The organism is Marinovum sedimenti (assembly GCF_054052205.1).
Genome location: NZ_CM133223.1, coordinates 2,936,051 through 2,960,185, shown reverse-complemented (window position 1 = coordinate 2,960,185; position 24,135 = coordinate 2,936,051). Strand labels below are relative to the sequence as shown.

Here is a 24,135-nt window from a genome sequence, read left to right as displayed (position 1 = left end):
CTGTTGCCGGTGCCACCGCTGATTTTGCCATAAACGATTGAAAACCAAAGCCAACCCCGGAAAGACTATCCCATGCGACTTGCAAACAAACGCGCCTTTATCACCGCCGCGGGCCAGGGCATCGGCCGCGCCATCGCCGAGCGTTACGCCGCCGAAGGGGCCGAGGTGACAGCCACCGATCTGAACGGCGATCTGCTGTCCGGGCTGTCCGGCACCACCTTTGCCCTCGACGTGCGCGACAAGGCAGCGCTGCAAGCGGCGGTCAAAGATGCCGCCCCCGACATCCTCGTCAACTGCGCGGGCATCGTGCATGCGGGCACCATCGAACAGGCCACCGATGACGACTTTGATCTGGCAATGGCGCTGAACGTCCGGGCACAAATGCACGCGATCCAGGCGGCGCTTCCCGGAATGCAGGCGCGGGGCGGCGGGGCCATCGTGAGCATCGCCTCGGTCGCCTCGACGATCATGGGCGTGCCCAACCGGATGATCTATTCCACCTCCAAGGCGGCGGTGATCGGCCTGATCAAATCCGTCGCCCGCGACTATGTTGGCCAGGGCATCCGCTGCAACGGCATCGCCCCCGCCACGGTGGACAGCCCAAGCCTCCACGAACGCCTGCGCGCCACTGGCAACTACGAAAAGGCGATGGCGGATTTCATCGCCCGCCAACCGATTGGGCGGATCGCCGAAGCGGTGGAAATTGCCGATCTCGCGGTTTACCTCGGATCGGACGAAAGCCGGTACATGACCGGCCAATGTGTCGCCATCGATGGCGGCATGAGCTTGTGAGGCCCCAATGAGCACCCCAATCGCACGCGAAGACCGCTCCTCCTCCGGCGTCCTGCTGATGGCGCTGGCCGTGGTGTTTTTCACCTGTATCGACAGTTCGGCAAAATGGCTGATGCTGGCAGGGCTGCCCGCCCTTCAGGTGGTGTTCGCCCGTTACATCGGCCATTTCATCGTCGCACTGGTCCTCTACCTGCCGCAGGAAGGGGTCTCGGCGCTGGTCTCCAACAGCCCCGGCAAACAGTTCCTGCGCTCCTTTTTCCTGCTGGGCAGCACGGCGCTGAACTTTACCGCGCTGCAATACCTGCCCATCACCATGACCACGACCATCATGTTCGCCGGGCCGGTGGTGACCACCCTGCTCGCGATCCCGATCCTCGGCGAACAGGTCGGCCTGCGCCGGATCCTCGCGGTCTGCGTCGGCTTCTTTGGGGTGATCGTGGTGATGCAACCTTGGGGCACCGAATTCCACCCCGCCATGCTGCTCACTCTGGGCGCCCTGACCATGGCCTCCCTATACTTCGTGATGACCCGGATGCTGGCGGGAATCGAGGGCAATGCAACGCAACAACTGTGGTCCAGCGGCATCGCAGCCACGGCAATCCTGCCGTTCGCGCTCAATGTCTGGCAATGGCCGACCGACCTCACCACCTGGCTGGTCTTTGGCCTGATCGGAGTGTTCGGGGCGGTCGGTCATATCTCGGCCACCATCGCCCACCGCTGGGCCGATGCATCGGTGCTGGCACCGGTGATCTACATCCAGATTTTCCTCGCCGCCATCGCCGGTGTTCTCATCTTCGACACATGGCCCACGATCTGGACCCTGGGCGGCGGTTCGATCATCATCGCCTCCGGCCTCTACATCTGGCAACGCGAGCGCACCGTCCGCGGCCGCGTGCGCCGCCCGGTGCCTTCCACCCGCTAAACCCGTCGCGTACAACCTGAAGCATCAAAGCAAACCGCGATATGCGCGAAACAAAAAAGAAGGGCGCAACCCGCCCTTCTTCTGTTCATAAATACCGCGGGGGAGTCCAAAGGACGGGGGCAGAGCCCCCATCTATTGTGCCTGTGGCAGAGCCCCCACCTACTGTTTCTGTGGCAGAGCCCTCATCTTAACTTCCGTGGCAGAGCCCCCAAGCTCACCCCCGCCCGATATAAGGCATCCCGGGCGCCATCACCGTCATGAACTGCACATTCGCCTCCGCTGGCAACCCCGCCATATAAAGCACCGACGACGCCACATTGGACACATCCATCACCGGCTCCACCGCGATGGACCCGTCGGCCTGCGGCACACCCTTGGTCATTTTCTCCGCCATATCCGTCAGCGCATTGCCGATGTCGATCTGACCGCACGCAATGCCAAACGGCCGCCCATCAAGCGAGATCGACCGGGTCAGCCCGGTGATCGCATGTTTCGACGCGGTATAAGGCGCAGACCCCCAGCGCGGCACATAGGCCGAGACCGAGCCGTTGTTGATGATCCGCCCACCCTGAGGATCCTGCGCGCGCATCCGGGCAAAGGCCGCGCGGGCGCAGATGAAACTGCCGGTCAGGTTGATCTCGATGCACCGCCGCCAGTCGGCGACAGACACCTCGTCAATCGTCGCGCCCAGCGCCGAAATCCCGGCGTTGTTGAACAGCACGTCGATCCGGCCCCAAGCGTCGAGCGCCGTGTCAAACGCCGCATCCACCGCCGCCTCTTCGGCCACGTCGCAGGGCAACGCCAGCACGTTTTCATGCTCTGCTGCCAGCGCCTCCAATGGCTCCGAACGGCGGCCGACCACGCCCACGCGCCACCCCGCCTCGACAAAGACTTTGGCGCAGGATTTGCCGATGCCACCCCCGCCACCGGTGATGATGATGCTTTTCATGTAACCCTCCATTGCCCCGAAACGCAGCCAAAAGTTTTTCAAAAACTTTTCAAAATTTCATCAATGAAATTTGGCCCGCCCCGGGGATCGCGTCTGCGAAAATTGCTTAGTGATTGTCCCGCGGCAGATCTTTGACCACCCGTTGATAGGCCGTCGCCAGTTCCAGACAGCCGCCATCCGCCAGTTGCCCGACGTGCTTGCGATAGATTTCCTGCCACGGCGTCTGGCTCACGATCTCGGGTTCGGACCAATCGGCCTTGCGCTGCGCCCACTCAGCCTCATCGACAAGCGCATCCATGCGCGAGGCGTTGAGATCAAGCCGCACCATGTCGCCGGTCTGCAAATAGGCCAACCCGCCGCCCACAACCGATTCCGGCGAGGCGTTGAGGATAGAGGGACTCTCCGAGGTGCCCGATTGCCGCCCGTCGCCCACCGTTGGCAGATGCGCAATGCCCTGCCGGATCAGCGCATCTGGCGGCTGCATGTTCACCACCTCGGCCGAGCCGGGATAGCCAACACAGCCGACGTTGCGGATAAACAGGATCGTGCGTTCGTCGATGCCAAGCGAGGCGTCGTTGATCCGGTCGTGGTAATCTTCCGGCCCTTCAAACACCACCGCGCGGGCCTCGAGAATGCCCTCCTGCCCCGGTTCAGACAGAAAACGTTCCCGGAAATCGGCAGAGATCACTGAGGTCTTCATCAGCGCAGAATCAAACAGATTGCCTGACAGCACCTTGAACCCGGCGTTGATCCGCATCGGCGCATCATAGGTCTTGATCACGTCGGTATCGGCGCTTTCCACCCCGGCCAGATTGGCCCCCATGGTGTTGCCCGTCGCCGTCATCACGCCCTCATGGATGCGCCCGGCCTTCATCAGTTCGGCCATCACCGCCGGCACACCACCCGCGCGGAAAAAGCTTTCGCCCAGGTATTCCCCCGCCGGCTGCATATTGACCAGCAGCGGCACGTCAAAGCCGACCGTCTCCCAATCTTTCACGTTCAGCTCGACCCCGGCATGGCGCGCAATCGCCTGAAGGTGCGGCGGCGCGTTGGTGCTGCCGCCAATCGCGCCATTGACGACGATGGCATTCTCAAACGCCTCGCGCGTCAGAATATCCGACGGTTTCAGATCGTCATAGGCCATCTGCACGATGCGTTTGCCGGTCTCATAGGCCATCGCCATGCGTTCGCGGAACGGCGCCGGAATCGCAGAGTTTCCGGTCATCGACATGCCCAGCGCCTCGGCCATTGCGTTCATCGTGCTTGCCGTGCCCATCGTGTTGCAATGGCCCAGCGACGGCGCGGACGAACAGACCCGGCTCATGAATTCTTCGTAGTCAATCTTGCCCTCAGCCAAAAGCCGGCGCGATTCCCAGACGATGGTGCCACTCCCCGCGCGCTTGCCCTTCCACCAGCCATCCAGCATCGGCCCGCCATTCAGCGCAATCGCCGGAATGTCGACTGTCGCCGCCGCCATCAGAACTGCAGGCGTGGTCTTGTCACAGCCGGTGGTCAGCACAACCGCGTCGATCGGATAGCCATGCAGCACCTCGACCAGCGACAGATACGCCAGGTTGCGGTCCAAAGCGGCGGTCGGGCGTTTGCCGGTCTCTTGGATCGGATGCACCGGGAATTCCATCGGAATACCGCCCGCGGTGCGAATGCCCGCCTTGATCCGGTCCATCAGGAAGATGTGGATCTTGTTGCACGGGGCCAGATCGCTGCCGGTGTTGGCGATGCCGATCACCGGTTTGCCGCCCTGCAATTCCTCGCGGGTGTATTCCTGGTTCTGATAGCGCTCGATATACAGCGCGGTCATGCCGGGATTGTTGGGATTGTCGAACCATTCCTGCGAACGAAATCGCTTATGGGCGCGGGTGTCTGTCATGGTCGGATCTCCGATTGCGTTCCGGCGCTTGGCAAAGCGACTCTGGGCTTGTGACAGCTTCCTCATTTGGTATACCAAATGCAAGGGCATTCTGTGGCGGGCCTACGCCACACTGATATTGGGGAGAACTGCCATGAAACATCTGACAGGTTTGCTGGCGGTTGTCTGCCTCGGAGCCACGCCGGTGGCGGCCGAAATTGTGCTGTCTGATGCGGTGCCCGTTGAAAGCACCCCCGCCGAAAGCACCCCCGCCGAGACCGCCCCCACCAAGATGGACATCGCCGGATTTCGCGCCTGCATCGACACGCAGATCGCGGCGCAGGCCCCGACGCAATCCTGCATTCAGGCCGAATTGCGCGCCTGTGGCACCATCGACACCACCGAAGGCGCGGCGGCGGCCGTGCTGTGTTACGTCGAGGCGAAGAACAGTTGGACCGGTGCAATCAAGACGCGACTGAATGAGCTGCGCGCGGCTGCAGACGAAAAGATCGCTGACATCGCCGGGGTCGAGGTGAAATACGATGTGCTTAGCGGGTTGTTGCAATGTGACCGCCTGCAAGAGCTTTCCCTGCTAACCGACCGCAGCAGCGACGAGATCAACATCCAGAAATCCGGCTGCACCGCCACCACGATGGGCCTCGCCTATGCCAAGCTGCTGGTGCAGTCGCGAAACCTGCCATGACCCCGCGCGCCGCGTTTTGGCGGGGGTATCTCGACTGTGCGCCCTTCGTGTTGATCGTTGTGCCCTATTCGATCCTGTTTGGCGTGGTGGCGCGCGATGCCGGGCTTGATGTGCTGCAAACCATGTCGATGTCGGTGCTGGTGATTGCCGGCGCGTCGCAATTCACCGCGCTGGCGCTGCTGAAAGACCAAGCGCCGGTGTTCATCGCCCTGCTGGCCGCCCTGGCCGTCAACCTGCGGATGGCAATGTATTCCGCCGCTTTGGTGCCGCATCTAGGCCATGCGCGGCTGCGGACGCGGGCGTTGATGGCCTATCTGATGGTCGATCAGGCCTTTGCCGTGGCCGAGAAACACTATCAGGACCACCCCGAGATGACGGGCGCTGAAAAGGTGGCCTATTACTTCGGCTGCATGATGCTGATCTGTCCGTTCTGGTACGCCTGCACGCTGATTGGCGCGCTGGTGGGGCAAGCGATTCCGTCGTCTTTCTCGCTCGATTTCGCCGTGCCGATCTGCTTCATCGCCCTCACCGCGCCACTGATCCGCAGCTTGCCGCATATGTTCGCCGCCGGGGTGGCCTGCGTGGCGTCGATCCTTTTTGTCGGGCTGCCGTGGAGCCTTGGGCTGTTTGTCTCTGCCATCATTGCGATGGTCGCTGGGGCGCAGTGCGAGCTGTTCCTGAAACGCCGCGCGCAAAGGGCTGCCCGATGATTTCCGACACGGCGTTTTGGACCCTGACGATCCTGCTTGGCATCGGCACCTTCCTGATCCGGTTTTCGTTTCTGGGCTTCTTTGGCAAGCGGCAGATGCCGGAGTGGGCGCTGTTGCACCTGAAATACGTGGGTGTTGCGGTGTTTCCTGCCTTGGTCACGCCGCTTGTGCTCTGGCCCGAGGCGACGGGCGGCGTGTTTGACCCCGCCCGCCTGATCGCCGCGATTGCCGCCTTTGCCGTGGGCTTGCGGGTCTCGGTGGTCTGGGCCATCGTCGCCGGGATGGCCACGCTTTATCTTTTGCAATTTCTCCTGCCGTGATCGGAAAACGCCATGATTGAATCGCCTCCGCTCCTGACCCTGCGCCGCGATTTCCCCCGCCCGACCAAGGCGCAGATCGCAGCGTTTCAGGGCGTGCCGTCAAGCTTTGTCTGCGATGCGATGAATGGCCGGGGCGCGCTGGACGCCGCGATTGCGCCGATTGGCTTTGGCCGCGATCTGCGCTGTGTGGCCGCTGGCCCGGCGCTGTGTGCCGACAACGGGCCGGGCGACGTCTTGGCCACCTTTGGCGCGCAAGAGATTGCCCAGCCCGGCGATGTGGTGATCGCGGGCTTTGGCGCGTTTCAGGGGGCTGCGGCGGCGGGCGACCGGGTGATGGGCATGTTGCGCAACGCGGGCGTGGCGGGCTTTGTCACCGACGGGCCGATGCGCGATTATGACGGTATCGTCGCCGCAGGATTGCCCTGCTGGTGCACCGGGCTGACGCCGAATTCCCCCTTTGCCAACGGTCCAGGCCGGGTGGGCGAGGACGTGGCGATTGGCGGAATGACGGTGCACAGCGGCGACATGATCGTGGCCGACCGCGATGGTGTGGTGGTGGTGCCCTTCGCGCGGATCGCCGCGGTGATCGCCCGGCTCGAAGACATAAAAGCCCTCGAAACCGAGCTTGACGCACAGGTCGCCAATGGGCGCAAAACCATGGCCCTGACCGAAGTGATGATCGCCGACGGGCGTGCGGTGTTTACCGACGGGTAACAGGCGGCAAGGGCAACGCCTATTTGCCCTTTTCGACCTCTTCCGCCATGTCCATCCCGTTGAGCCGCGCGATATGATCGCTCATCATCGGCACGTAATCATCGCCGTGGCCGATGGCTTCGATATGGGTAAAGTAGTGCTTCACCGCGCTCGCCATCACGTTCATCACGCCCGCATCATTGGCCATGTTGTTGACATAGCGCACATCTTTGCTGGCGTTGGCGATGGCGAATTTATGCGCATCGCGGTCACGCCCGACAGTGTATTTCATGAAGGTGTCAAAGAACCCGTTGCCCATCCGCGAGGTGCCGATCACCTGTTGCACGTTCTGCGGGCTGACGCCGACTTTGGCCGCCAGTACCGTCGCCTCGGAATACAACGCGGCATAGCCCATCGAGATGAAGTTCATGATCAGCTTCATCTTGTGGCCGCTGCCCACTGGGCCGATGCGGTTAATATTGCCACCCCAACATTCGATCAGCGGGCGCACCGTATCCCACTGCGCATCGTCACAGCCAACCATCACGTCCAACTCGCCCGCCTCGGCCTCTTTCGGCGTGCGGCCCAGCGGAGCGTCCACCATCGCGCCGCCTTTGGCATTCAGCGCGGCGGCGAGTTTCATCGTCGACACCGGATCGGCGGTGGTGGCGTCGATCACGATCAGCCCTTCGCGCATCCCAGCCAAGATGCCGTCGTCGCCGTGAAACACGCTTTCCACCTGAGGCGAGTTCGACAGGCAGATGTGGATGATGTCACAGGCGGCGGCCATCTCTTTCGGGCTGGCCACCTCCTGCGCGCCGCGCGCCACCAGATCATCGATCGGCTCGCGGTTGCGGTTGCCTTTGATGTGCAGCGCATAGCCGCCCTCAAGGATGTTTTTCGCCATGCCGTGGCCCATCAGGCCCACGCCAATAAATCCGATCACCGGTTTGCTCATAGTCTCCCCCCTCGTTCCATTTCAATCATTCCCAAGCGCGTTAACAGTGGCCGCAGGCCGCCGCGCATCCGTCTCCCGGCAGGAGATTGGGCCATGCCGCCCCCGCCGAGAGGGACCGGGCCGCACATCGACGCGCGGCGCGCGTTCACAGGCTCGCAGTAATACCGCCATCCACGTACAGCGTGTGGCCATTCACAAAACTTGCCGCAGGCGACGACAGGAACACCGCCGCGCCGACCAGCTCTTCGACCTGCCCCCAACGCCCCGCTGGTGTGCGTTTTTCCAACCATGCGGAAAATTCTGGATCAGCCACCAAAGCAGCATTCAGCGGCGTATCGAAATAGCCCGGCGCGATGGCGTTGCAGTTCAACCCGTGCTTGGCCCAATCGGTCGCCATGCCTTTGGTCAGATTGGCAATTGCGCCTTTGGTTGCGGTGTAAGGCGCGATGCCGGGGCGGGCCAATGCGGCCTGCACCGAGGCGATGTTGATGATCTTGCCCTGCCCGCGCCCGATCATGTGCCGCGCCACCGATTGGCCGACGTAAAACGCCGAGCTCACGTTGGTCCGCATCAGCGTGTCGAACATTTCGGGCGGGAACTCTTCCAGCGCGGCGCGGTGCTGCATCCCGGCGTTGTTGATCAGGATGTCAATCGCGCCGTGCTCGGCTTCATAGCCATCCACCGCCGCGCGCACCGCCTCGACATCGGTCACGTCAAAGGCCAGCGTGTCCACCTTGGCCCCCGTGCTGCGCAGCGCCTCAGCTGCCTCCTCCAGACGGTCGGCATTGCGCGCGTTCATCACGATGCGCGCGCCCGCTTCGGCCAGCCCAGAGGCCAGCGCGCGGCCAATCCCCAGCGATGACCCGGTGATCAAGGCCGTCCGGCCCGTCAGATCGAATAGTGACATACAATCTCCCTCGTCCACGCCGCCTTGGCGCGGTTGACATTCCGGGCCGCGACCCGCTTTATAGAAATGGTATACCAAATCTGCGCATAAGCAAGCCGCCTTCTGTCGGCACCGCAGACAACATCCTCCGGGGGGACGACTATGCAGGCACTTTACGCCCACGCGGCGCATGACGTGAGGCTGGCGGCCTTTGAAACCCGCGCGCCCGGCGACGGCGAAGTGGCAATCAAGCTGGCGCGCGGCGGCATCTGCGGATCGGACCTGCACTACTACCATCACGGCGGCTTCGGCCCGGTGCGCCTGCGCGAACCGATGGTCCTTGGGCATGAGGTTGCGGGCCACATCAGCGCGCTTGGGGCCGGTGTCACGGACCTGCGCGAAGGCGATCTGGTGGCGGTGTCGCCGTCACGGCCCTGCGGAGGGTGCGTCGAATGCCTGCGCGGTTTGCCGAACCAATGCCTCAACATGGCGTTTTACGGCTCGGCGATGCCGTTCCCGCATATTCAGGGCGCGTTTCGCGAGGAGCTTGTCGCCAAGGCCAGCCAATGCGCCCCGGCCCACGGGCTGACCCCTGCGCAGGCGGCGATGGCCGAACCTTTGGCGGTGGGTCTGCATGCGGTGCGGCGCGGCGGCGAAATGCTGGGGCGTCGTATTTTGGTCACCGGCTGCGGCCCGATTGGCGTGCTTGCGATCATGGCGGCGCGCCGGGCCGGTGCGGGCGAAATCATCGCCTGTGACATCGCCGCGCCCGCGCTAAAGTTCGCCCGTGCCGCCGGGGCCGACGTGACGCTGAACACGCTGGAAAACCCCGAGGCGCTGGCCCCCTACACCACCGGCAAAGGCACGCTGGATGTGCTGTTTGAATGCTCCGGCGCGCAACCCGCCTTGGCCGCAGGCATTGCGGCGTTGCGTCCGCGCGGCGTGATCGTGCAGCTTGGTCTGTCGGGCGATATGGCGCTGCCGATGATGGCGATCACCGCCAAAGAGCTTGAGCTGCGCGGATCGTTCCGCTTTCACGAGGAGTTCGACATCGCCGTGCAACTGATGCAGAAAGGTCTGATCGACCCTGCCCCGCTTCTCACCCACACCTTTCCGCTGGCCGAATTCGAGGCCGCTTTCGCCACCGCCAGCGACAAATCGCAATCCATGAAAGTTCAGCTCGACTTCGCCTGATGTTTACATTTGCCGCCGCTGTCATTTTGCTGATCATCACCCCCGGTCCCGGCGTATTGTCGACCGCTGGGGTTGGTGCCGCGTATGGCTTTCGCCCCGGTTTGGCCTATGTCGCCGGGCTGTTCCTTGGCACCAATCTGGTGGCTTTGGCGGTGATCACTGGGCTGGCCGCGATTGTCCTGTCGGTGCCGGGCCTGCGCGAAGTGCTCATGGTCGCCTCGGTCGCTTACCTGCTGTATCTTGCCGCCCGCATTGCCTTTGCCCGGTCGCGCATCGCCTTTATCGAGGCCAAAGCGCCGCCGGGGATTGGCGCGGGCGTGTTGCTGCAAGCGATCAATCCCAAGGCCTATGCGGTCAACACCGCGCTGATCACCGGCTTTGCGTTTTACCCCGCGAGCCTTGCAGTCGAGACCGGCCTTAAGCTGCTGATTATGAACCTGATCTGGATACCGATCCATCTGGGCTGGCTCTGGGCCGGGGTCGCCCTGCACCGGCTCAACCTGCCCGCCCGCACCCAACGCGCGATCAACTATGCCATGGCGCTGGCCATGCTGGGGGTGGTCGCGCTCGCCATTCTTTCCGCCACAGGATACCTCGCATGACCGACACCGCCACGGCGCATGCCGCCGCAATCGACGCGATTCGCACGCTTCTGGGCGACCGGCTCGCCACCGCAGACAGCCACCGCGACCAGCATTCGCAAAACGAAGCGCATTTCGCCCAAGCTCTGCCCGACGCCGTCGCCTACCCCGAGAGCACCGACGAAGTGGCGGCGATTGTGCGGATCTGCAACGAGCACGACTGCCCGATCACCGCCTTTGGCGCGGCCTCCTCGCTTGAGGGGCAGCACCTGCCGATCAAGGGCGGCATCAGCCTTGATATGAACCGGATGAACGCGGTGCTGGCGGTCAATGCCGAAGACCTCAATTGCGTGGTGCAGCCCGGCATCACCCGCGAGGCGCTGAATACCGAGCTGCGCGCGACGGGGCTGTTTTTCCCGATTGATCCCGGTGCCAATGCCTCAATCGGCGGGATGACGGCGACGCGTGCCAGTGGCACCACCGCCGTGCGCTATGGCACCATGCGCGAGAATGTCTTGGCGCTTGAAGCGGTTATGGCAGATGGCACGGTGATCCGCACCGGCTCTCAGGCGCGCAAGTCCTCGACCGGCTACGATCTGACGCACCTGCTTGTCGGCTCGGAAGGCACGCTGGGCATCCTGACCGAGATCACTCTGCGGCTTCAGGGCCAGCCCGAGGCGGTGAGCGCCGCGACCTGCTGTTTCGACAGCGTGGAGGACGCGGTGAACTGCGTGATCCTGACCATCCAGTCCGGCATCCCGATGGCGCGGATCGAGCTGGTGGATGAGATGATGGTGCGGGGTTTCAACCTGCATGGCGATGTCGGCCTGCCGGAAAAGCCGCATCTGTTTTTGGAATTCCACGGCTCGCCCTCGGGCGTGGCCGAACAGGCGGCGGCCTTTGCCGAGATCGCCGAGGACTTCGGGGCCTCCGGTTTCTCGAAAGCCGAAAAGCCCGAAGACCGCAGCCGCCTTTGGGCGATGCGCCACAATGCGCATTACGCGACCTTTGCGCTGCGCCCGCAAGCGCGCACCCTGTCGACAGACGTCTGCGTGCCGATCTCGCAACTCGCCGAGGCCGTGACCCGCGCACAGCAGCGCACCCGCGAGTTGGGCCTGACCTGCGCCATCGTCGGCCATGTCGGCGACGGCAATTTCCACTGCGGGTTGCGGTTTGATCCCGACAATGCGGATGAGCTGAAAGCGGTCAAAGGCTTCGTCAACGATCTCAACGATATGGCGCTCTCGCTGGGCGGCACGGTGTCGGGCGAACATGGCATCGGCATCGGCAAACAGGCCTATATGGCGCGCGAACACGGGGCCGCCTTGGGCTTTATGCGCGCGATCAAGGCGGCCTATGACCCCAAGAATATTCTCAACCCTGGCAAGCTTTTGCCGCCGGGCAACATCTGACGGAGGCAGTCATGCTCCCCCATTCCAATCCTGATCCCAAGGCCACCTTTGTTGGCCGCGTCTGGCGCCCCGGCATTGGCCCGGCGCTGATCACCCTGCGCGGCGATACGGTCGTAGATATCACCAGCGCTGCCGCGCCGACGATGACCGATTTGCTTGAGCTGCAAGACCCGCTGGCCCACATCCGCAAGCAAACTGGCGAAGACATCGGCACCCTCGCCGATCTGGTGGCAGGCTCGGTGGAAGGCGCTGCTGACACCGTGCTGCACCTGCTGGCCCCGGCGGATTTGCAAGCGATCAAGGCCTCGGGCGTGACCTTTGCGGAATTGATGGTCGAACGGGTGATCGAAGAACAAGCCGCTGGCGATGCCGACCGCGCCGCCGAAATCCGCGCCAAGGTGCAAGGTGTGATCGGCGACAGCCTGTCGGGCATCGAACCCGGCTCGGACAAGGCGATGCAGGTCAAGGCGGTGCTGCTGAAAGAGGGGCTGTGGTCGCAATACCTCGAAGTGGGCATTGGTCCCGACGCCGAGGTGTTTACCAAATGCCAGCCGACCGCGGCTGTGGGCTGCGGCGCGGCGGTGGGTCTGCACCCGATCTCGAACTGGAACAACCCCGAGCCGGAGATCGTGCTGGCGATCAACTCACGCGGCGACATTCGCGGCGCGACGCTGGGCAATGACGTCAACCTGCGCGATGTCGAGGGCCGCTCTGCGCTGCTGTTGGGCAAAGCCAAGGACAACAACGCCTCGTGCTCAATCGGCCCGTTCGTGAGGCTGTTTGACGAAACCTATACGCTTGACGACGTGCGCCGCGCCGAACTCAGCATGCGGGTCGAGGGCACAGACGGCTTTACCATGGACGGCGCATCGTCGATGACCAAAATCAGCCGCGACCCGGCGTCGATCGTGAAACAGACCATCGGACGCCACCATCAGTACCCGGACGGGTTCTTTTTGTTCCTCGGCACGATGTTTGCCCCGATAAAGGACCGCGATGCCCCCGGACAGGGGTTTACGCATCACGCTGGCGATGTAGTAACCATATCCGAGGCGGCGCTTGGCACGCTGCACAACACCGTGCGTCTTTCAACCGATTGCGCGGAGTGGACATTTGGGACTGCATCACTGATGCGCAATTTGGCTGGACGGGGACTTTTGTAATGGCGAATTTCTTGGCACTTGGGGAATGTATGGTGGAAATCGGTCCGTCAAAGGATGGCATGTGCCGTCGTGGCTTTGCCGGTGACACCTTTAACACCGCTTGGTACGCGCGCCGGCTGTTGCCCGACGATTGGACCGTTTCGTATGGCTCGTGCATTGGCGATGACGCGGTGTCGAACGCGATGGCAAATTATATGCAAAACGAAGGCATCGACACCAAGGCGATGCGCCAGATGCCGGACCGCACCGTCGGGCTTTACATGATTTCGGTCCAGGACGGCGAGCGCAGCTTTTCCTATTGGCGTGGCCAGTCGGCGGCGCGCGCGATGGCCGAAGACCGGGATTGGCTGAGCGAAATTACCAAGGGCCGCGACATCATCCATTTCTCTGGCATCACGCTGGCGATTCTGCCCCCCGAGCAGCGCCAGACTTTCTGTGATGTGATGTCCGAGGCGCGGGCCGCTGGCGCACAGATCGCCTTTGACACCAACCTGCGCCCCAAGCTTTGGGGCAGCGAAGAGGCGATGCGCGAAGGGCTGACGCTGGGGGCGTCGGTCGCCGATATCGTCTTGCCGTCGTTTGACGAAGAGACCGAGCTGTTTGGCGACGCCACCCCCGAAGACACCATCACCCGTTACCGCGACGGCGGGGCCAAGCTGATCGCCGTCAAGGATGGTGGCAATCCCCTGACGGTCTGGTCCGAAGGTGCCGGCACGCTCAAGCTCAGCCCGGCCAAGGTCACACCGGTCGATTCCACCGCCGCGGGCGACAGCTTTGCCGCCGGGTTGCTGGCCTCGCTCGCCACCGGGCATTCGCTGGAAGAGGCGGCGAAACGCGCGATGGCGCTGGCCGGTCAGGTGATCCAAGCCCCCGGCGCGCTGGTGCCGGACATCTTTTCCAACGGAGCATTTGCATGAATATTCTCATCCTTGGCGGCGGCGGTGTCGTTGGCCAGAAACTAGCAACGGCCCTTGTCGCGCGCGGCACCCTGCGCGGCAAAGAGATCAGCAAGATCACCCTCGCCGACATTGCCGACCCTGCGCCAATCGCGGGCGCTGTGCCGGTCGAAACCACCCGCTGCGATATCACCGACCCGGCCTCAATCGCGGCCTGCCTGACGGCGGAAACCGATGTGATCTATCTGTTGGCGGCGGTGGTCTCAGCCCATGCCGAGGAAGCCTTTGACGACGGGATGAACATCAACCTGTTCGGCCCGCTCAACGTGCTGCAACGCTGCCGCGAGCTGGGCACCAAACCGGTGGTGGTGTTCTCATCATCAATCGCAGTCTACGGCGGCGAAGTGCCCGATCCGATCACCGACCACACCTTCCTCAACCCGCAGACCTCTTACGGCGGGCAAAAGGCGATGGGCGAGCTGTTGCTCAACGATTTCTCGCGTAAAGGGTTTGTCGATGGCCGGGGCTTCCGTCTGCCGACCATCTCGGTCCGTCCAGGCAAGCCCAACCGCGCGGCGTCCAGCTTTATGTCCTCGATCTTGCGCGAGCCGCTGAATGGGCAAGAGGCGATCTGTCCGGTGAACGACGATTTCCCGCACTACTACCTCAGCCCGCGCAAATGCGTGGAAAACCTGATCAAAGGGGCGGAGCTTGCCGAGGAAGATCTGGGCCTGAACCGCTGCATGATGATGCCGGGGCGGATGTGGACCATTCGCCAGTTGATCGACGCGATGACAGCGGTGGTGGGGCCAGAGCCGGCCAAGCTGATCCGTTGGGAGGCACAGCCCGACATTCAGGCGATTGTCAAAGGCTGGCGGTTTGATCTGCGGCCCGAGAAATCGGTGAAACTCGGCCTGAGCGCGGATGACAGTTTCGAGGACAACATCCGCTATTACCTCGAAGACGACAAACCCGCCGCCTGAGTACATCGGCGGCGGAGCACCCTGCCCCGCCGCCGACCAAGCCCTTAGTTTACCGGCGTTTTCAGCGGTTCACCCGCGAGCTGCGCCAGCAGGTTGTCACGCTGCAATTGCGCCATCGCGGCGCGGGTTTCCACGGTCCCCGACCCCTGATGCGGCTGGATCACCACGTTCGGCAGGTCATAAAACCGCGCATCGATCTTGGGCTCGTTGAGGAACACATCCAAGCCCGCGCCCGCCAGTTTGCCGGCCTCCAAAGCATCCAGCATCGCGCCTTCGTCCACCGTCGACCCGCGTGAGATATTGACGATCACGCCGCGGGGCCCCAATGCCTCGATCACCTCTTTCGAGACGTATTTTTCGGTCGCAGCACCGCCAACGAGGGCGATGAACAGGAAATCCACCGCCTCGGCCAAGGCAACCGGATCGGCGTGATAGGTCCAGCCCGGCGTCTGTTTTTCGCTGCGCGCGTGATAGTGGATCTCGGTCTTGAACGCCGCCAGACGGTCGGCGATTTCGCGCCCGATGCGGCCCAGCCCGACGATGCCAACCTTGGTGCCGCTAACCTTGCGATTCAGGCGATATTCGCTGGTGCTGGCCCAGTTGCCCGAGCGCGCCCATTGCGACGCTTGCTCCATCTCGCGGCCCTGCATCAGCCACATCGCGACGGCCAGATCGGCCACGTCGTCATTCAGAACATCGGGCGTGTTGGTCACCTTGATGCCGCGCGCATCGGCGGCAGAGACATCGATGGCGTCATAGCCAACGCCATAGTTTGCAACGATTTTCAGGTTGGGCAGCAGGTCCATTTCCGCCGCGCCAAACGCGTGATGCCCCTTATAGCCCACGGCGGTGATCGCGCCGCGCGCGGCCTCGTCCAGACCGGAAATCTCACCGGGGCCGGACAGATAAAGGCAATCAAGCTGCGCCTTGTGATCGTCCAGTTCCTGCGCCGAATACGGCCCGATGGCCAATACTTTGTTCATGTCATAACTCCCTGTCAGGCTGTGAAAAGCGGGCAACAATCCTTGCTTGCCCCCGACATGACACATCACCGGGTAAAATGGTATACCAAAATACGTGCCGCTCTGGGCCGGGCTTCAGCCCGACACCCGCCCCTGATACAGCCGGACCCGGATACCGCCGTGGTCGATCACCGGACCGGGCGACAGCTTGAGCCCCGCCGCCTTGGCCAGCCCCGCCTCGCTGGTCACGATGCCGACGCGCCAGCCGCCGAACCGCTCTTTCAGCACCTGCCCAAAGGCCCCGTATAGCGCATAAAGCAGCTTGGTATTGCCGATCCGTCCGCCATAGGGCGGGTTGGCGATGACAAGCCCCTTGCGCCCCTCGGGCGGCTGCAAATCGCTGATCGCGTGGTGGGTGAACGTGGTGATCGCCTCCACACCAGAGCGCGCGGCATTCTCGCGCGCATTGGCAATCGCGCCTTCGTTGCGGTCCGCGCCAAAGAAGGCAAGCGCGGTGTCGCGCGGCGCATTGGCGCGGCGCATCTCGTCCCACAACGCCGCATCAAAATTCGCCAACCGCTCAAAGGCAAAGCTGCGCCCGCGCCCCGGATAAAGCCCCAACGCCATTTCTGCCGCCTCAATCACAAAGGTACCCGAGCCGCACATCGGATCGACCACCGGCATCGTGCCGTCATACCCGGCAGCGCGCAGAAACAGCGCCGCGAGGGTCTCGCGCATCGGGGCCTTGCCGGTGCCGGTCTTAAAGCCGCGTTTGTGTAGCAACTCGCCCGAAGTATCGATGCTGAAGGTGCAAAGATCGTCCTCGATCCGGGTGCGCACCACAAGGCTGGCCTCGGCGCTGACGGTGATCCCGGCGGCCTCAAGCGCGCCGACCACACGCTCGGTTGCGGCCTTGGCGTGATAGATCCGCGATTTGCGACAGGTCGCCTCGACCTTCACCGGCACATCGGCGCGCAGAATCTCCCGCCACGGCATCTTGCGCGCCCGTTTGTCGAGCTGCGCCAGATGCATCGCGCGAAACTCCCCGATCCGCGCCAAGACGCGACTTGCGCCGCGCAGGGCAAGATTGGCGCGCATCACCTCGGGCCAGCCGCCGCGCAGGGTCACGCCGCCGGGCACGCAAAGCGGGTTGGTAAAGCCCGCATCCCGCGCCTCATCGCGCAGCATGGGTTCAAGCCCCGGAGGGCAGGCCAGAAAGATCTCGAAGTCGTTTTCCATGCCGGTCCTCTGGCGTTTTGATGCACCGGCCGCCGCTTGGCGCAACCCGATCCATGAATGGATCGGGACCGATTTATTGATAAATCGGCTTGGTCAGACGGGATGTTTCGGAGCCTTGCCCGAGGGCGCGATGTACGGGCGGGTCACGTCTTTCATCGTCACCTCCAGCGCCTCGACCTCAAGCCGGATCGCCCCGTCCCCCGCCAGCGTCAGCAGCACCTCACCGGTGCCGTCTTCACCCGGCGTGAAACTCACCGCCAACAGCGACAGCACCATATCCGCATCCGAGCGGTCGATGCCCTGGCTCGCCACCTTCATCACGTTGTCGATGACCAAAAGCGCCTGCACCCGTTCCGGCTTGCGCTTCAGGCGCTCGGCGGCGGGCAGGTCTTCCCAGCGGAACCGGTTGAGCAACAGCGCAAACCGGCGCTGCCGCGCCTGCCAGCGCATTTCGGTGATCGGAAACACCGCATCCTGCGCCAGCGCCGACAACACTTGCAAATCCTCCGGGTCCAGCGCCGCGATATACAGCGGCGCTTCCCGGCCCTCTTCGAATGTGGCGTCCCGGCTCATTATTCGGGCACCCGCGCAATTTTGGCACCCACGCCTTCGAGCTTGCGCACCACATGCTCATAGCCGCGATCAAGGTGATACACCCGGCTGACCCGGGTTTCGCCCTCGGCCGCCAGACCCGCAAGGATCAACGACACCGACGCCCGCAGATCCGTCGCCATCACCGGCGCGCCCTTGAGCCGCGAAACGCCCTTTACCCGCGCCTGACCGCCGTGAACCTCGATATTGGCCCCCATCCGCGTCAGTTCCGGCGCGTGCATGAACCGGTTCTCAAAGATCGTTTCGTCGAGCACCGATGTGCCCTCGGCGGTGCACATCAGCGCCATCATCTGCGCCTGCAAATCGGTCGGGAAGCCGGGGAACACCTCGGTTTTGACGTTGACCGCCTTCACCCGACCATTGCGCCGCGCCACTTTCAGGCCCGTCGCGGTTTCCTCAACCGAAATCCCGGCTTCGTCGAGCTTTTCGGCAAAGGCCGAAACTAGTTCCAACTTGCCGCCAAGGCATTCCACTTCGCCCCCGGCAATCGCCGGCGCTATCATATAGGTGCCAAGCTCGATCCGGTCAGTCACAACCGGGTGGGTCGCGCCGTGCAGCCGGTCCACACCCTGGATGGTGATGGTCGATGTGCCCTCGCCATCGATCTGCGCGCCCATTTTGCGCAGGCAGCGCACCAGATCGACAATCTCGGGCTCGCGCGCGGCGTTTTTCAGCACCGTGGTGCCCTTGGCCAACGTCGCCGCCATCACCGTGTTCTCGGTCGCGCCCACGCTCGCAAACCGCAGCTCATGCACCGCGCCCTTAAGCCCACCGGGGGCCTTGGCGTGCAGATAGCCGTCTTTCAGCTCGATTTGCGCGCCAAGCGCCTCAAGCGCGGTGATATGAAGGTCCATCGGACGCGCGCCAATCGCGCAGCCACCCGGAAGCGACACAATCGCCTGCCCCAGCCGCGCCAGCATCGGCCCGAGCACGAGGTTCGAGGCGCGCATCTTGCGCACGATCTCATAATCGGCAGTGTGGCTGGTAAGGTTATGGCTCGACAGCGAGATCACCTTGCCGTCTTGCAGGCTCGATGCCTCGGCCCCGAGCGACTGCAACAAGGCGGTCATTGTCTTGATGTCGGACAGCCGCGGCGCATTGGTCAGCGTCAGCGGTTCTTCGCTCAAAAGCGTCGCTGGCATCAGCGTCAGGCAAGCGTTCTTGGCGCCCGCAATCGGAATTTGCCCGTTCAGCGGGCCGCCGCCCGTCACGATAATCGAATCCATGCCTCTTTAGTCCTTCTTCTCATTCTTGTCATCAGGCGCATCGGTTTGCTCGGCCCTTGCACGGGCCTGCGCCTTCCTGCGCCCCATATTGGCTTTCAGCGCGGCTTTCAGCCGGGCTTCGCGGTCATCTTTACGGGGCTTTTTGCCGGTTCTTCCGGTGTCGCTATCACGGGTCATGCGCCCGTGGTATCGCAAGAGCAAAAAAGGGTCCAGATTGCCCTTGCACTGCTGCGCGATTGCGTCTAATCACCCGCCACACCAAGACGGTCCGTCACGACAGACGGCGCGGCCTTGGCCCAGAGGTGGAGCGGTCCTTGGATAAGGACAGGCTTTTCGGGCGAAGGTGGCTGAAACGAAAGGGTTTTTTCAGAGCCCGCTTGCATCAGGGTAACGCCTGGGTTAGCAGTCTGGAAAACGAGATGCTGTGGTAGCTCAGTGGTAGAGCACACCCTTGGTAAGGGTGAGGTCGAGAGTTCAATCCTCTCTCACAGCACCATCTCCCTCCCGGTCACTGCGATTATCATATCTACGCGCCCGCTGATGGCTCGACTACGGGTTTCGTCAGCGCCAAAGCCCCTGAGTCGAGAGGCTAACCGTCCTCATATAACCAGCCTCAAGCAAGTCCCCCCGACAACAGCCCCAAGAATCCGGGGCCATCGCCGGGGTGCGCTCAGTCAGCGGCGCAGCGTTTGCATCCAGCCCAGGGTCGCTTCGGTGTCGCCGCCGGGTTTGTACTCGGCACCCAAGGGGCCGCCGTAATTCAGACGGGTAATCAAATCAAAGATGTGGGCGTAGTTTATCTCGCCCTGATCCGGCGCGCCGCGCCCTGGGACGGATGCAAACTGAATATGCCCGATCCGGGGCAGCAGCTTTTCGATCCGGTTGCTCAGATCCCCCTCCATCAACTGCACATGATAGCAATCAAACATCAGCTTGAGGTTGGTGGCCCCGACCGCATCCATCACCATCAAAGCCTGCGACGTGGTGGTCAAGAAATACCCCGGCGCGTCATAGCTGTTGAGCGGCTCGATCAGGATCGTCTTGCCAAGCTTGGCCGCGCGGTCACAAGCATAGCGCAGGTTGCCGATAAACGCCTGATTGGCGGCGGTGCCACGCGAAAACCCGGCCATCACATGCACCTTGGGCGTGCCGGTGATGTTGGCGTAGTGCAGCGCCTCGTCAATCGCCGCCCGCGCATCGGACTCGCGCAGAGGAAGCGCCGACAGCCCGTTTTCCTTGGCCGCAAGATCGCCGCGCCGGGTGTTGAGCCCCAGCAAGGGCAATCCGGTCTCCTCCAGCGCCGCCTTCACCTCTTCGGCGGGCACATCATAAGGCCAATGGCATTCAACCGCGTCGAACCCCGCCGCTTTGGCGGCACGGATAGCATCAGGCAAAGGCCTGTCAGCCCACAGAAATCCAAGATTGGCCGAAAACTTCATTCATCCCACTCCACATCAAATTTGCGCACCAGCCCGCGCACCTGGGCCTCGCTTAGCATGCGGGGCGACAGGCCCCGTGTCATCATCGCCAAGCGCGCCGTGTCTTCCAGCTCTTCGATGGCATTGCAGGCGGCTTCGATGTCCTTGCCTGCCACCACCGGGCCGTGATTGGCCAACATCACCGCGCTGCGTTTGCCCGCCAAGCCCCGCACTGCGTCACCCATCGCCGGATCACCGGGCAGGAAAAACGGCAACAGCTTGACCCGGCCCAGTTTCATGATGCCATAAGGCGTGAGCGGCGGCAGGAAATTGTCAGCATCGGCATCGGGCATCATCGACAGCGCCACCGAATGGCACGAATGCAAATGCACCACCGCCCCGGCGCTGCTGCGCGTGTCGTAAAACGCCGAATGCAGCGGCATTTCCTTCGTCGGTTGGTCGCCGTCGATATGTTGGCCCTTGCGGTCGAAACGGCTTAGGCGCGCGGGGTCGAGCCTGCCGAAACTGGTGCCGGTGGGGCTGACAAGTAGCCCGCCATCTTCGGTCCGGGCCGAGATATTGCCGGTGCTGCCGCCGGTCAGCCCCCTGTCGAACATCGACCGCGCCAACAGGCAGATCTGGTCGCGCAGATGCGCCTCCGCGCTCATGCCGTCAGGGCCGATTGCGCGTCCGAGAAGAACCCCGGCGCGCCGAAATTGCCCGATTTCAGCGTCAGCGCGATCTGGTGGCCACCCGAGTGGCAAAAGGTCCAGGGCACGCCAGGCGCGATCTCGGCCCCGATATCAAGCTGCGTCACGCCCAGCGCCCGCGTCACCGCGCCCGAGCTTTCGCCCCCGGCCACCACAAAACGGCGTGCGCCGTGATCGCGGGCGGCAACGGCACAGGCGGCCAGCGCCTCTTCGACGATCTCACCGGCGCGCGCGACGCCAAGCTTGGCCTGCGCCGCCTTGACGCTCTCGGGGGTGGCAGTGGCATAGATCAGCGGCGCGGCGCGCATGTCCTGCTGCGCCAGCCAATCAAGCGCCGCCGCAGGGCCGTTGTTTGCCAAGTCCAGCGGATCAAGCTGGAAGCCCGCCGCGCCGGTCGCAAGGTAGTCGGCCACCTGCCGGTTGGTCATCTGCGAACAGCTGCCCGACAGCAGGATGGTCTCATCGGCCAGCGCGGGTGTCGCGGCCTTGGGTGCATCCGCCGACAGCGTGCCATCCGCCAGATACAGCGCCGGCAGAGGCATCGCGACGGCGCTGCCCCCGGTCATCAGCACCATGTCGCGGCAGGCCTCGGCGATCACAGCCAGATCATCGTTCGCCACCGCATCAACGACCACATGCGCCACGCCCTCGGTACGTAGCTCGGCCAACCGATCGCCCAGCGCCTTAACGCCCTGCGCCACGCACAACCGATCGGCCAGCCCCACCGGGCGCGTCACCTGCGGCTGCAACAGCCGCATCAGATTGCTGTCGCGCATCGGGGTCAGCGGGTGATCCTTCATCGGGCTTTCCGCCAGCGGCTGTTGGCCGACAAACAGGTTGCCCATAAAGATCGACCGGCCGTTTTCCGGAAACGCCGGGCAATAGATCGTCTGGTCAGTGCCCAGATCCGCCATCAGCGCCTCGGCGACCGGGCCGATGTTGCCCTCGGCGGTGCTGTCAAAGGTAGAGCAATATTTCCAAAAGAACCGCTCGGCCCCGGCCGCCCGCAACCACTTTAGCGCGGCACGGCATTCCGCCACCGCATCGGCCACCGGCGCGGTGCGGCATTTCAGGGCAATCACCTCAAACGCGGCGGTTTCCTGCGGCGGTTCGGACGGCACGCCCATCCGCAGCGACACCCGCACGCCGCTGCGCGCCAAAAGCCCCGCAAGATCGGTCGCCCCGGTGAAATCATCGGCAATACAGCCTAGTACGGTGGTCATTCGCGGTCCTCACCCGGCAGGGTCAGCCCGGCGTTGCGGGCATAGACCTTGGCCACCGCCGCGTCGTCCTGCAGCCCCAGCCCCATGCCCGCCGCCGCAAGGTATTGCTGCATGGCGGCGGCTGTCAGCGGCGCGCTGAACTGGGCGCTGCGGGCGATATCAAGCACGATGCCCAGATCCTTGGGCCAGATGTTCACCACACTTTTGGGCGCGTAATCGCCCTCGGCAATATGCGGCCCACGGTCCTCAAGCGCCCAGCTGGTGCCCGCGCATTGCGGGATCACCTCAAGGAACTTTTCGGGCGTCACGCCTTGGGTCATGCCAAAGGTCATCGCCTCGGCCATCGCTGCGATCTGCACCCCGACAAGCAGTTGGTTGACCGCTTTCATTGCGCTGCCCGCGCCCGGCTCTTCGCCCAGCTCAAACACCTTTTTGGAGATCGCATCCAGCAAAGGCCGCGCGGTCACAAAGCCCTCGGCCGCACCCGACGCCATGATCGACAGCTGGCCGCTGTTGGCCCCACGGGTGCCGCCGGAAATCGGCGCATCAAGGTAAATCACCCCATGTTCGGCGCAGCGCTGCGCCATGTCGCGGGCAAACTCGGGCGGCACTGTCGCACAGCCGAGCACAACCGCGCCCCGGCGCATCTTGGGCACAATCGCGCCCTCGCCAAACAGCACCGTTTCGGTTTGCGCCGCGTTCAGCACCACAACCGCCACGACGTCAAGCTCGGCGGCGGCCCCCGCGAGGTCGCTGTCTTCGCCACCCTCACCGCGCAGCTTGGCCACTTGATCCGGATTGATATCCGCGCCCCAAACCCGCAGCCCGCCGCGCAATGCCGACGCCGCCATCCCATACCCCATCGAGCCGAGCCCGATGAATCCAACCTTTGAAATCTCTGTCATGATACCCCCAATTCTGTTTGCGCCACCATTCCCCGACGCGTGCCGTTGTGCAACCGGCAAACGCGCGAAACCCAGTGGAGAGCCCGCCGCTGTGCGGACGCGGACAAAGGGCCGGAACGCAGCGGAACAGATTGAAATCCGGGCCTCTCGTGGCCATGTCATCCGCACCCCGTCGGGCCAGCCCCCTGCCAAAGCGCCAGCCCATCCGGGGCCGGGCCTTAAAACGCTGACAATTTGCGGGACACACCGCAGGTTTCAACACCTGCATAATTTGCGAGTGGCGCTTGCCGCACAACCCTTTACCCTTGGCCACAGTCAGGGTGTGACCGAGTGGAGAGTTAACAATGCAGGCAAGTTTTCGCGTGAATGGCACCGAGCGATCCGTCGATGTGCCCGAGGATATGCCACTGTTGTGGATCTTGCGCGACGAGATCGGCCTGACCGGCACGAAATACGGTTGTGGCATTGCGCAATGCGGGGCCTGCACCGTGCATCTTGATGGCGTCGCGGTCCGGTCTTGTCAGGTCGAGGCGCGCGAATTGGACGGAGCGCAAGTGACCACCATCGAAGGCCTTGGCACCCCCGATGCCCCCCACCCGGTACAACAGGCGTGGATCGAAACGCAGGTGGCGCAATGCGGCTACTGCCAGTCCGGTCAGATCATGCAGGCGGCCTCGATGCTGTCCGACAACCCCGACCCCACTGACGACGAGATTGACGCAGTGATGTCGGGCAATCTGTGCCGCTGTGGCACCTATCCCCGCATCCGCGCCGCGATCCGGCTGGCGATTGAAAAGCAGGGGGCCTGAGC

At 63.5% G+C, this 24,135-nt stretch carries 26 protein-coding genes and 1 tRNA gene; 14 read left to right on the top strand and 13 right to left on the bottom strand.

The genetic code is table 11. The features are described 5' to 3' along the window. Positions 1-72: 72 nt before the first annotated feature. Both ACW9UO_RS14205 and ACW9UO_RS14200 read left to right on the top strand, forming a co-directional pair. Positions 73-792: an SDR family oxidoreductase gene (locus ACW9UO_RS14205; RefSeq protein ID WP_457086443.1), complete on the top strand. Its 720-nt coding sequence runs from the start codon at positions 73-75 to the stop codon at positions 790-792. A 7-nt stretch (positions 793-799) separates the two neighbouring features. Beyond that, the gene (locus ACW9UO_RS14200) at positions 800-1,714 is read left to right on the top strand and encodes a DMT family transporter (RefSeq protein ID WP_457086442.1); all 915 of its coding nucleotides are present in this window, start codon (positions 800-802) and stop codon (positions 1,712-1,714) included. Positions 1,715-1,928: 214 nt separating this feature from the next. On the opposite strand, the gene ACW9UO_RS14195 is transcribed toward ACW9UO_RS14200, so the two are convergent. Continuing rightward, positions 1,929-2,663 carry an SDR family oxidoreductase gene (locus tag ACW9UO_RS14195; protein WP_457086441.1) on the bottom strand — a complete coding sequence of 245 codons (735 nt, stop codon included), beginning with the start codon at positions 2,661-2,663 and terminating at the stop codon, positions 1,929-1,931. Positions 2,664-2,769: 106 nt separating this feature from the next. Then, positions 2,770-4,551 carry an IlvD/Edd family dehydratase gene (locus tag ACW9UO_RS14190; protein ID WP_457086440.1) on the bottom strand — a complete coding sequence of 594 codons (1,782 nt, stop codon included), beginning with the start codon at positions 4,549-4,551 and terminating at the stop codon, positions 2,770-2,772. A 133-nt stretch (positions 4,552-4,684) separates the two neighbouring features. On the opposite strand from ACW9UO_RS14190, the gene ACW9UO_RS14185 reads away from it, so the two are divergent. The 4 genes from ACW9UO_RS14185 to ACW9UO_RS14170 are packed head-to-tail and all read left to right on the top strand — an operon-like array spanning position 4,685 to position 6,977. Continuing rightward, positions 4,685-5,233 carry a hypothetical protein gene (locus ACW9UO_RS14185; RefSeq protein WP_457086439.1) on the top strand — a complete coding sequence of 183 codons (549 nt, stop codon included), beginning with the start codon at positions 4,685-4,687 and terminating at the stop codon, positions 5,231-5,233. After that, on the top strand, positions 5,230-5,943 hold the full coding sequence (locus ACW9UO_RS14180; RefSeq protein ID WP_457086438.1) for an AzlC family ABC transporter permease: 714 nt from the start codon (positions 5,230-5,232) through the stop codon (positions 5,941-5,943). Before ACW9UO_RS14185 ends, ACW9UO_RS14180 begins: the two co-directional genes overlap by 4 nt. After that, entirely contained in the window at positions 5,940-6,263 is a 324-nt protein-coding gene (locus ACW9UO_RS14175; protein WP_457086437.1) for an AzlD domain-containing protein, read from the top strand. The genes ACW9UO_RS14180 and ACW9UO_RS14175 overlap by 4 nt, the downstream gene beginning before the upstream one ends. A gap of 12 nt (positions 6,264-6,275) precedes the next feature. After that, a complete protein-coding gene (locus tag ACW9UO_RS14170) occupies positions 6,276-6,977 on the top strand; it encodes an RraA family protein (RefSeq protein ID WP_457086436.1) in 702 nt (233 codons plus the stop codon). Positions 6,978-6,996: 19 nt separating this feature from the next. On the opposite strand, the gene ACW9UO_RS14165 is transcribed toward ACW9UO_RS14170, so the two are convergent. Together ACW9UO_RS14165 and ACW9UO_RS14160 are read right to left on the bottom strand one after the other, a co-directional pair. Then, entirely contained in the window at positions 6,997-7,914 is a 918-nt protein-coding gene (locus ACW9UO_RS14165; RefSeq protein ID WP_457086435.1) for an NAD(P)-dependent oxidoreductase, read from the bottom strand. Positions 7,915-8,059: 145 nt separating this feature from the next. After that, positions 8,060-8,821: an SDR family oxidoreductase gene (locus ACW9UO_RS14160; protein WP_457086434.1), complete on the bottom strand. Its 762-nt coding sequence runs from the start codon at positions 8,819-8,821 to the stop codon at positions 8,060-8,062. A gap of 141 nt (positions 8,822-8,962) precedes the next feature. Here ACW9UO_RS14160 and ACW9UO_RS14155 point away from each other — a divergent pair, with 141 nt between their 5' ends. Genes ACW9UO_RS14155 through denD form a run of 6 tightly spaced genes read left to right on the top strand, consistent with a single transcriptional unit; the run spans position 8,963 to position 15,029 of the window. Further along, the gene (locus ACW9UO_RS14155) at positions 8,963-9,994 is read left to right on the top strand and encodes an L-idonate 5-dehydrogenase (protein ID WP_457086433.1); all 1,032 of its coding nucleotides are present in this window, start codon (positions 8,963-8,965) and stop codon (positions 9,992-9,994) included. Continuing rightward, the gene (locus ACW9UO_RS14150) at positions 9,994-10,596 is read left to right on the top strand and encodes a LysE family translocator (protein WP_457086432.1); all 603 of its coding nucleotides are present in this window, start codon (positions 9,994-9,996) and stop codon (positions 10,594-10,596) included. The genes ACW9UO_RS14155 and ACW9UO_RS14150 overlap by 1 nt, the downstream gene beginning before the upstream one ends. Beyond that, positions 10,593-11,987 (top strand): FAD-binding oxidoreductase, encoded by a 1,395-nt coding sequence (locus tag ACW9UO_RS14145; RefSeq protein ID WP_457086431.1) that lies wholly within the window; start codon positions 10,593-10,595, stop codon positions 11,985-11,987. The genes ACW9UO_RS14150 and ACW9UO_RS14145 overlap by 4 nt, the downstream gene beginning before the upstream one ends. A gap of 11 nt (positions 11,988-11,998) precedes the next feature. Continuing rightward, positions 11,999-13,150 carry a fumarylacetoacetate hydrolase family protein gene (locus ACW9UO_RS14140; RefSeq protein WP_457086430.1) on the top strand — a complete coding sequence of 384 codons (1,152 nt, stop codon included), beginning with the start codon at positions 11,999-12,001 and terminating at the stop codon, positions 13,148-13,150. Next, positions 13,150-14,067 (top strand): sugar kinase, encoded by a 918-nt coding sequence (locus tag ACW9UO_RS14135; protein ID WP_457086429.1) that lies wholly within the window; start codon positions 13,150-13,152, stop codon positions 14,065-14,067. The genes ACW9UO_RS14140 and ACW9UO_RS14135 overlap by 1 nt, the downstream gene beginning before the upstream one ends. Further along, positions 14,064-15,029, top strand: a complete 966-nt coding sequence (gene denD / locus ACW9UO_RS14130) for a D-erythronate dehydrogenase (RefSeq protein WP_457086428.1) — start codon at positions 14,064-14,066, stop codon at positions 15,027-15,029. Before ACW9UO_RS14135 ends, denD begins: the two co-directional genes overlap by 4 nt. 44 nt (positions 15,030-15,073) lie before the next feature. Here the strand turns inward: denD and ACW9UO_RS14125 are convergent, their stop codons facing one another. The 5 genes from ACW9UO_RS14125 to ACW9UO_RS14105 all read right to left on the bottom strand — a co-directional run bounded on the left by ACW9UO_RS14125 (position 15,074) and on the right by ACW9UO_RS14105 (position 19,245). After that, entirely contained in the window at positions 15,074-16,012 is a 939-nt protein-coding gene (locus ACW9UO_RS14125; protein WP_457086427.1) for a 2-hydroxyacid dehydrogenase, read from the bottom strand. Positions 16,013-16,126: 114 nt separating this feature from the next. After that, on the bottom strand, positions 16,127-17,230 hold the full coding sequence (locus ACW9UO_RS14120; protein ID WP_457086426.1) for a THUMP domain-containing class I SAM-dependent RNA methyltransferase: 1,104 nt from the start codon (positions 17,228-17,230) through the stop codon (positions 16,127-16,129). 93 nt (positions 17,231-17,323) lie between these two features. Then, positions 17,324-17,803 carry a DUF2948 family protein gene (locus ACW9UO_RS14115; RefSeq protein ID WP_457086425.1) on the bottom strand — a complete coding sequence of 160 codons (480 nt, stop codon included), beginning with the start codon at positions 17,801-17,803 and terminating at the stop codon, positions 17,324-17,326. After that, on the bottom strand, positions 17,803-19,068 hold the full coding sequence (gene murA / locus ACW9UO_RS14110) for a UDP-N-acetylglucosamine 1-carboxyvinyltransferase (RefSeq protein ID WP_457086424.1): 1,266 nt from the start codon (positions 19,066-19,068) through the stop codon (positions 17,803-17,805). Before murA ends, ACW9UO_RS14115 begins: the two co-directional genes overlap by 1 nt. Positions 19,069-19,074: 6 nt before the next feature. Further along, the gene (locus ACW9UO_RS14105) at positions 19,075-19,245 is read right to left on the bottom strand and encodes a hypothetical protein (protein ID WP_457086423.1); all 171 of its coding nucleotides are present in this window, start codon (positions 19,243-19,245) and stop codon (positions 19,075-19,077) included. Between the two features lie 244 nt (positions 19,246-19,489). Between ACW9UO_RS14105 and ACW9UO_RS14100 the strand changes: the two genes are divergently transcribed. Then, positions 19,490-19,564 (top strand) — tRNA-Thr (locus ACW9UO_RS14100). A gap of 178 nt (positions 19,565-19,742) precedes the next feature. Here the strand turns inward: ACW9UO_RS14100 and ACW9UO_RS14095 are convergent. From ACW9UO_RS14095 to ltnD, 4 genes are read right to left on the bottom strand one after another with little or no spacing between them, the layout of a single operon-like run. Continuing rightward, the gene (locus ACW9UO_RS14095; RefSeq protein ID WP_457086422.1) at positions 19,743-20,507 is read right to left on the bottom strand and encodes a hydroxypyruvate isomerase family protein; all 765 of its coding nucleotides are present in this window, start codon (positions 20,505-20,507) and stop codon (positions 19,743-19,745) included. Then, positions 20,504-21,154: a 3-oxo-tetronate 4-phosphate decarboxylase gene (gene otnC / locus ACW9UO_RS14090; protein ID WP_457086421.1), complete on the bottom strand. Its 651-nt coding sequence runs from the start codon at positions 21,152-21,154 to the stop codon at positions 20,504-20,506. Before otnC ends, ACW9UO_RS14095 begins: the two co-directional genes overlap by 4 nt. Continuing rightward, positions 21,151-22,419, bottom strand: a complete 1,269-nt coding sequence (gene otnK / locus ACW9UO_RS14085; RefSeq protein ID WP_457086420.1) for a 3-oxo-tetronate kinase — start codon at positions 22,417-22,419, stop codon at positions 21,151-21,153. The genes otnC and otnK overlap by 4 nt, the downstream gene beginning before the upstream one ends. Continuing rightward, the gene (gene ltnD / locus ACW9UO_RS14080) at positions 22,416-23,324 is read right to left on the bottom strand and encodes an L-threonate dehydrogenase (protein ID WP_457086419.1); all 909 of its coding nucleotides are present in this window, start codon (positions 23,322-23,324) and stop codon (positions 22,416-22,418) included. Before ltnD ends, otnK begins: the two co-directional genes overlap by 4 nt. A 344-nt stretch (positions 23,325-23,668) precedes the next feature. On the opposite strand from ltnD, the gene ACW9UO_RS14075 reads away from it, so the two are divergent. Beyond that, complete coding sequence (locus ACW9UO_RS14075; protein WP_457086418.1) at positions 23,669-24,133, top strand: (2Fe-2S)-binding protein; 465 nt, start codon at positions 23,669-23,671, stop codon at positions 24,131-24,133. Positions 24,134-24,135 lie beyond the last annotated feature (2 nt).

Bases quoted from the DNA above. Each gene is read 5' to 3' on its own strand.
- ACW9UO_RS14200 (WP_457086442.1), top strand. From the start codon at position 800: ATGAGCACCCCAATCGCACGCGAAGACCGCTCCTCCTCCGGCGTCCTG.
- ACW9UO_RS14190 (WP_457086440.1), bottom strand. From the start codon at position 4,551: ATGACAGACACCCGCGCCCATAAGCGATTTCGTTCGCAGGAATGGTTC.
- ACW9UO_RS14205 (WP_457086443.1), top strand. From the start codon at position 73: ATGCGACTTGCAAACAAACGCGCCTTTATCACCGCCGCGGGCCAGGGC.
- ACW9UO_RS14185 (WP_457086439.1), top strand. From the start codon at position 4,685: ATGAAACATCTGACAGGTTTGCTGGCGGTTGTCTGCCTCGGAGCCACG.
- ACW9UO_RS14180 (WP_457086438.1), top strand. From the start codon at position 5,230: ATGACCCCGCGCGCCGCGTTTTGGCGGGGGTATCTCGACTGTGCGCCC.
- ACW9UO_RS14120 (WP_457086426.1), bottom strand. From the start codon at position 17,230: ATGGAAAACGACTTCGAGATCTTTCTGGCCTGCCCTCCGGGGCTTGAA.
- ACW9UO_RS14195 (WP_457086441.1), bottom strand. From the start codon at position 2,663: ATGAAAAGCATCATCATCACCGGTGGCGGGGGTGGCATCGGCAAATCC.
- ACW9UO_RS14150 (WP_457086432.1), top strand. From the start codon at position 9,994: ATGTTTACATTTGCCGCCGCTGTCATTTTGCTGATCATCACCCCCGGT.
- ACW9UO_RS14140 (WP_457086430.1), top strand. From the start codon at position 11,999: ATGCTCCCCCATTCCAATCCTGATCCCAAGGCCACCTTTGTTGGCCGC.
- ACW9UO_RS14095 (WP_457086422.1), bottom strand. From the start codon at position 20,507: ATGAAGTTTTCGGCCAATCTTGGATTTCTGTGGGCTGACAGGCCTTTG.
- ACW9UO_RS14160 (WP_457086434.1), bottom strand. From the start codon at position 8,821: ATGTCACTATTCGATCTGACGGGCCGGACGGCCTTGATCACCGGGTCA.
- murA (WP_457086424.1), bottom strand. From the start codon at position 19,068: ATGGATTCGATTATCGTGACGGGCGGCGGCCCGCTGAACGGGCAAATT.
- ACW9UO_RS14155 (WP_457086433.1), top strand. From the start codon at position 8,963: ATGCAGGCACTTTACGCCCACGCGGCGCATGACGTGAGGCTGGCGGCC.
- ACW9UO_RS14175 (WP_457086437.1), top strand. From the start codon at position 5,940: ATGATTTCCGACACGGCGTTTTGGACCCTGACGATCCTGCTTGGCATC.
- ACW9UO_RS14170 (WP_457086436.1), top strand. From the start codon at position 6,276: ATGATTGAATCGCCTCCGCTCCTGACCCTGCGCCGCGATTTCCCCCGC.
- ACW9UO_RS14125 (WP_457086427.1), bottom strand. From the start codon at position 16,012: ATGAACAAAGTATTGGCCATCGGGCCGTATTCGGCGCAGGAACTGGAC.
- ACW9UO_RS14075 (WP_457086418.1), top strand. From the start codon at position 23,669: ATGCAGGCAAGTTTTCGCGTGAATGGCACCGAGCGATCCGTCGATGTG.
- ACW9UO_RS14115 (WP_457086425.1), bottom strand. From the start codon at position 17,803: ATGAGCCGGGACGCCACATTCGAAGAGGGCCGGGAAGCGCCGCTGTAT.
- ACW9UO_RS14105 (WP_457086423.1), bottom strand. From the start codon at position 19,245: ATGACCCGTGATAGCGACACCGGAAGAACCGGCAAAAAGCCCCGTAAA.
- otnC (WP_457086421.1), bottom strand. From the start codon at position 21,154: ATGAGCGCGGAGGCGCATCTGCGCGACCAGATCTGCCTGTTGGCGCGG.
- ACW9UO_RS14135 (WP_457086429.1), top strand. From the start codon at position 13,150: ATGGCGAATTTCTTGGCACTTGGGGAATGTATGGTGGAAATCGGTCCG.
- denD (WP_457086428.1), top strand. From the start codon at position 14,064: ATGAATATTCTCATCCTTGGCGGCGGCGGTGTCGTTGGCCAGAAACTA.
- otnK (WP_457086420.1), bottom strand. From the start codon at position 22,419: ATGACCACCGTACTAGGCTGTATTGCCGATGATTTCACCGGGGCGACC.
- ACW9UO_RS14165 (WP_457086435.1), bottom strand. From the start codon at position 7,914: ATGAGCAAACCGGTGATCGGATTTATTGGCGTGGGCCTGATGGGCCAC.
- ACW9UO_RS14145 (WP_457086431.1), top strand. From the start codon at position 10,593: ATGACCGACACCGCCACGGCGCATGCCGCCGCAATCGACGCGATTCGC.
- ltnD (WP_457086419.1), bottom strand. From the start codon at position 23,324: ATGACAGAGATTTCAAAGGTTGGATTCATCGGGCTCGGCTCGATGGGG.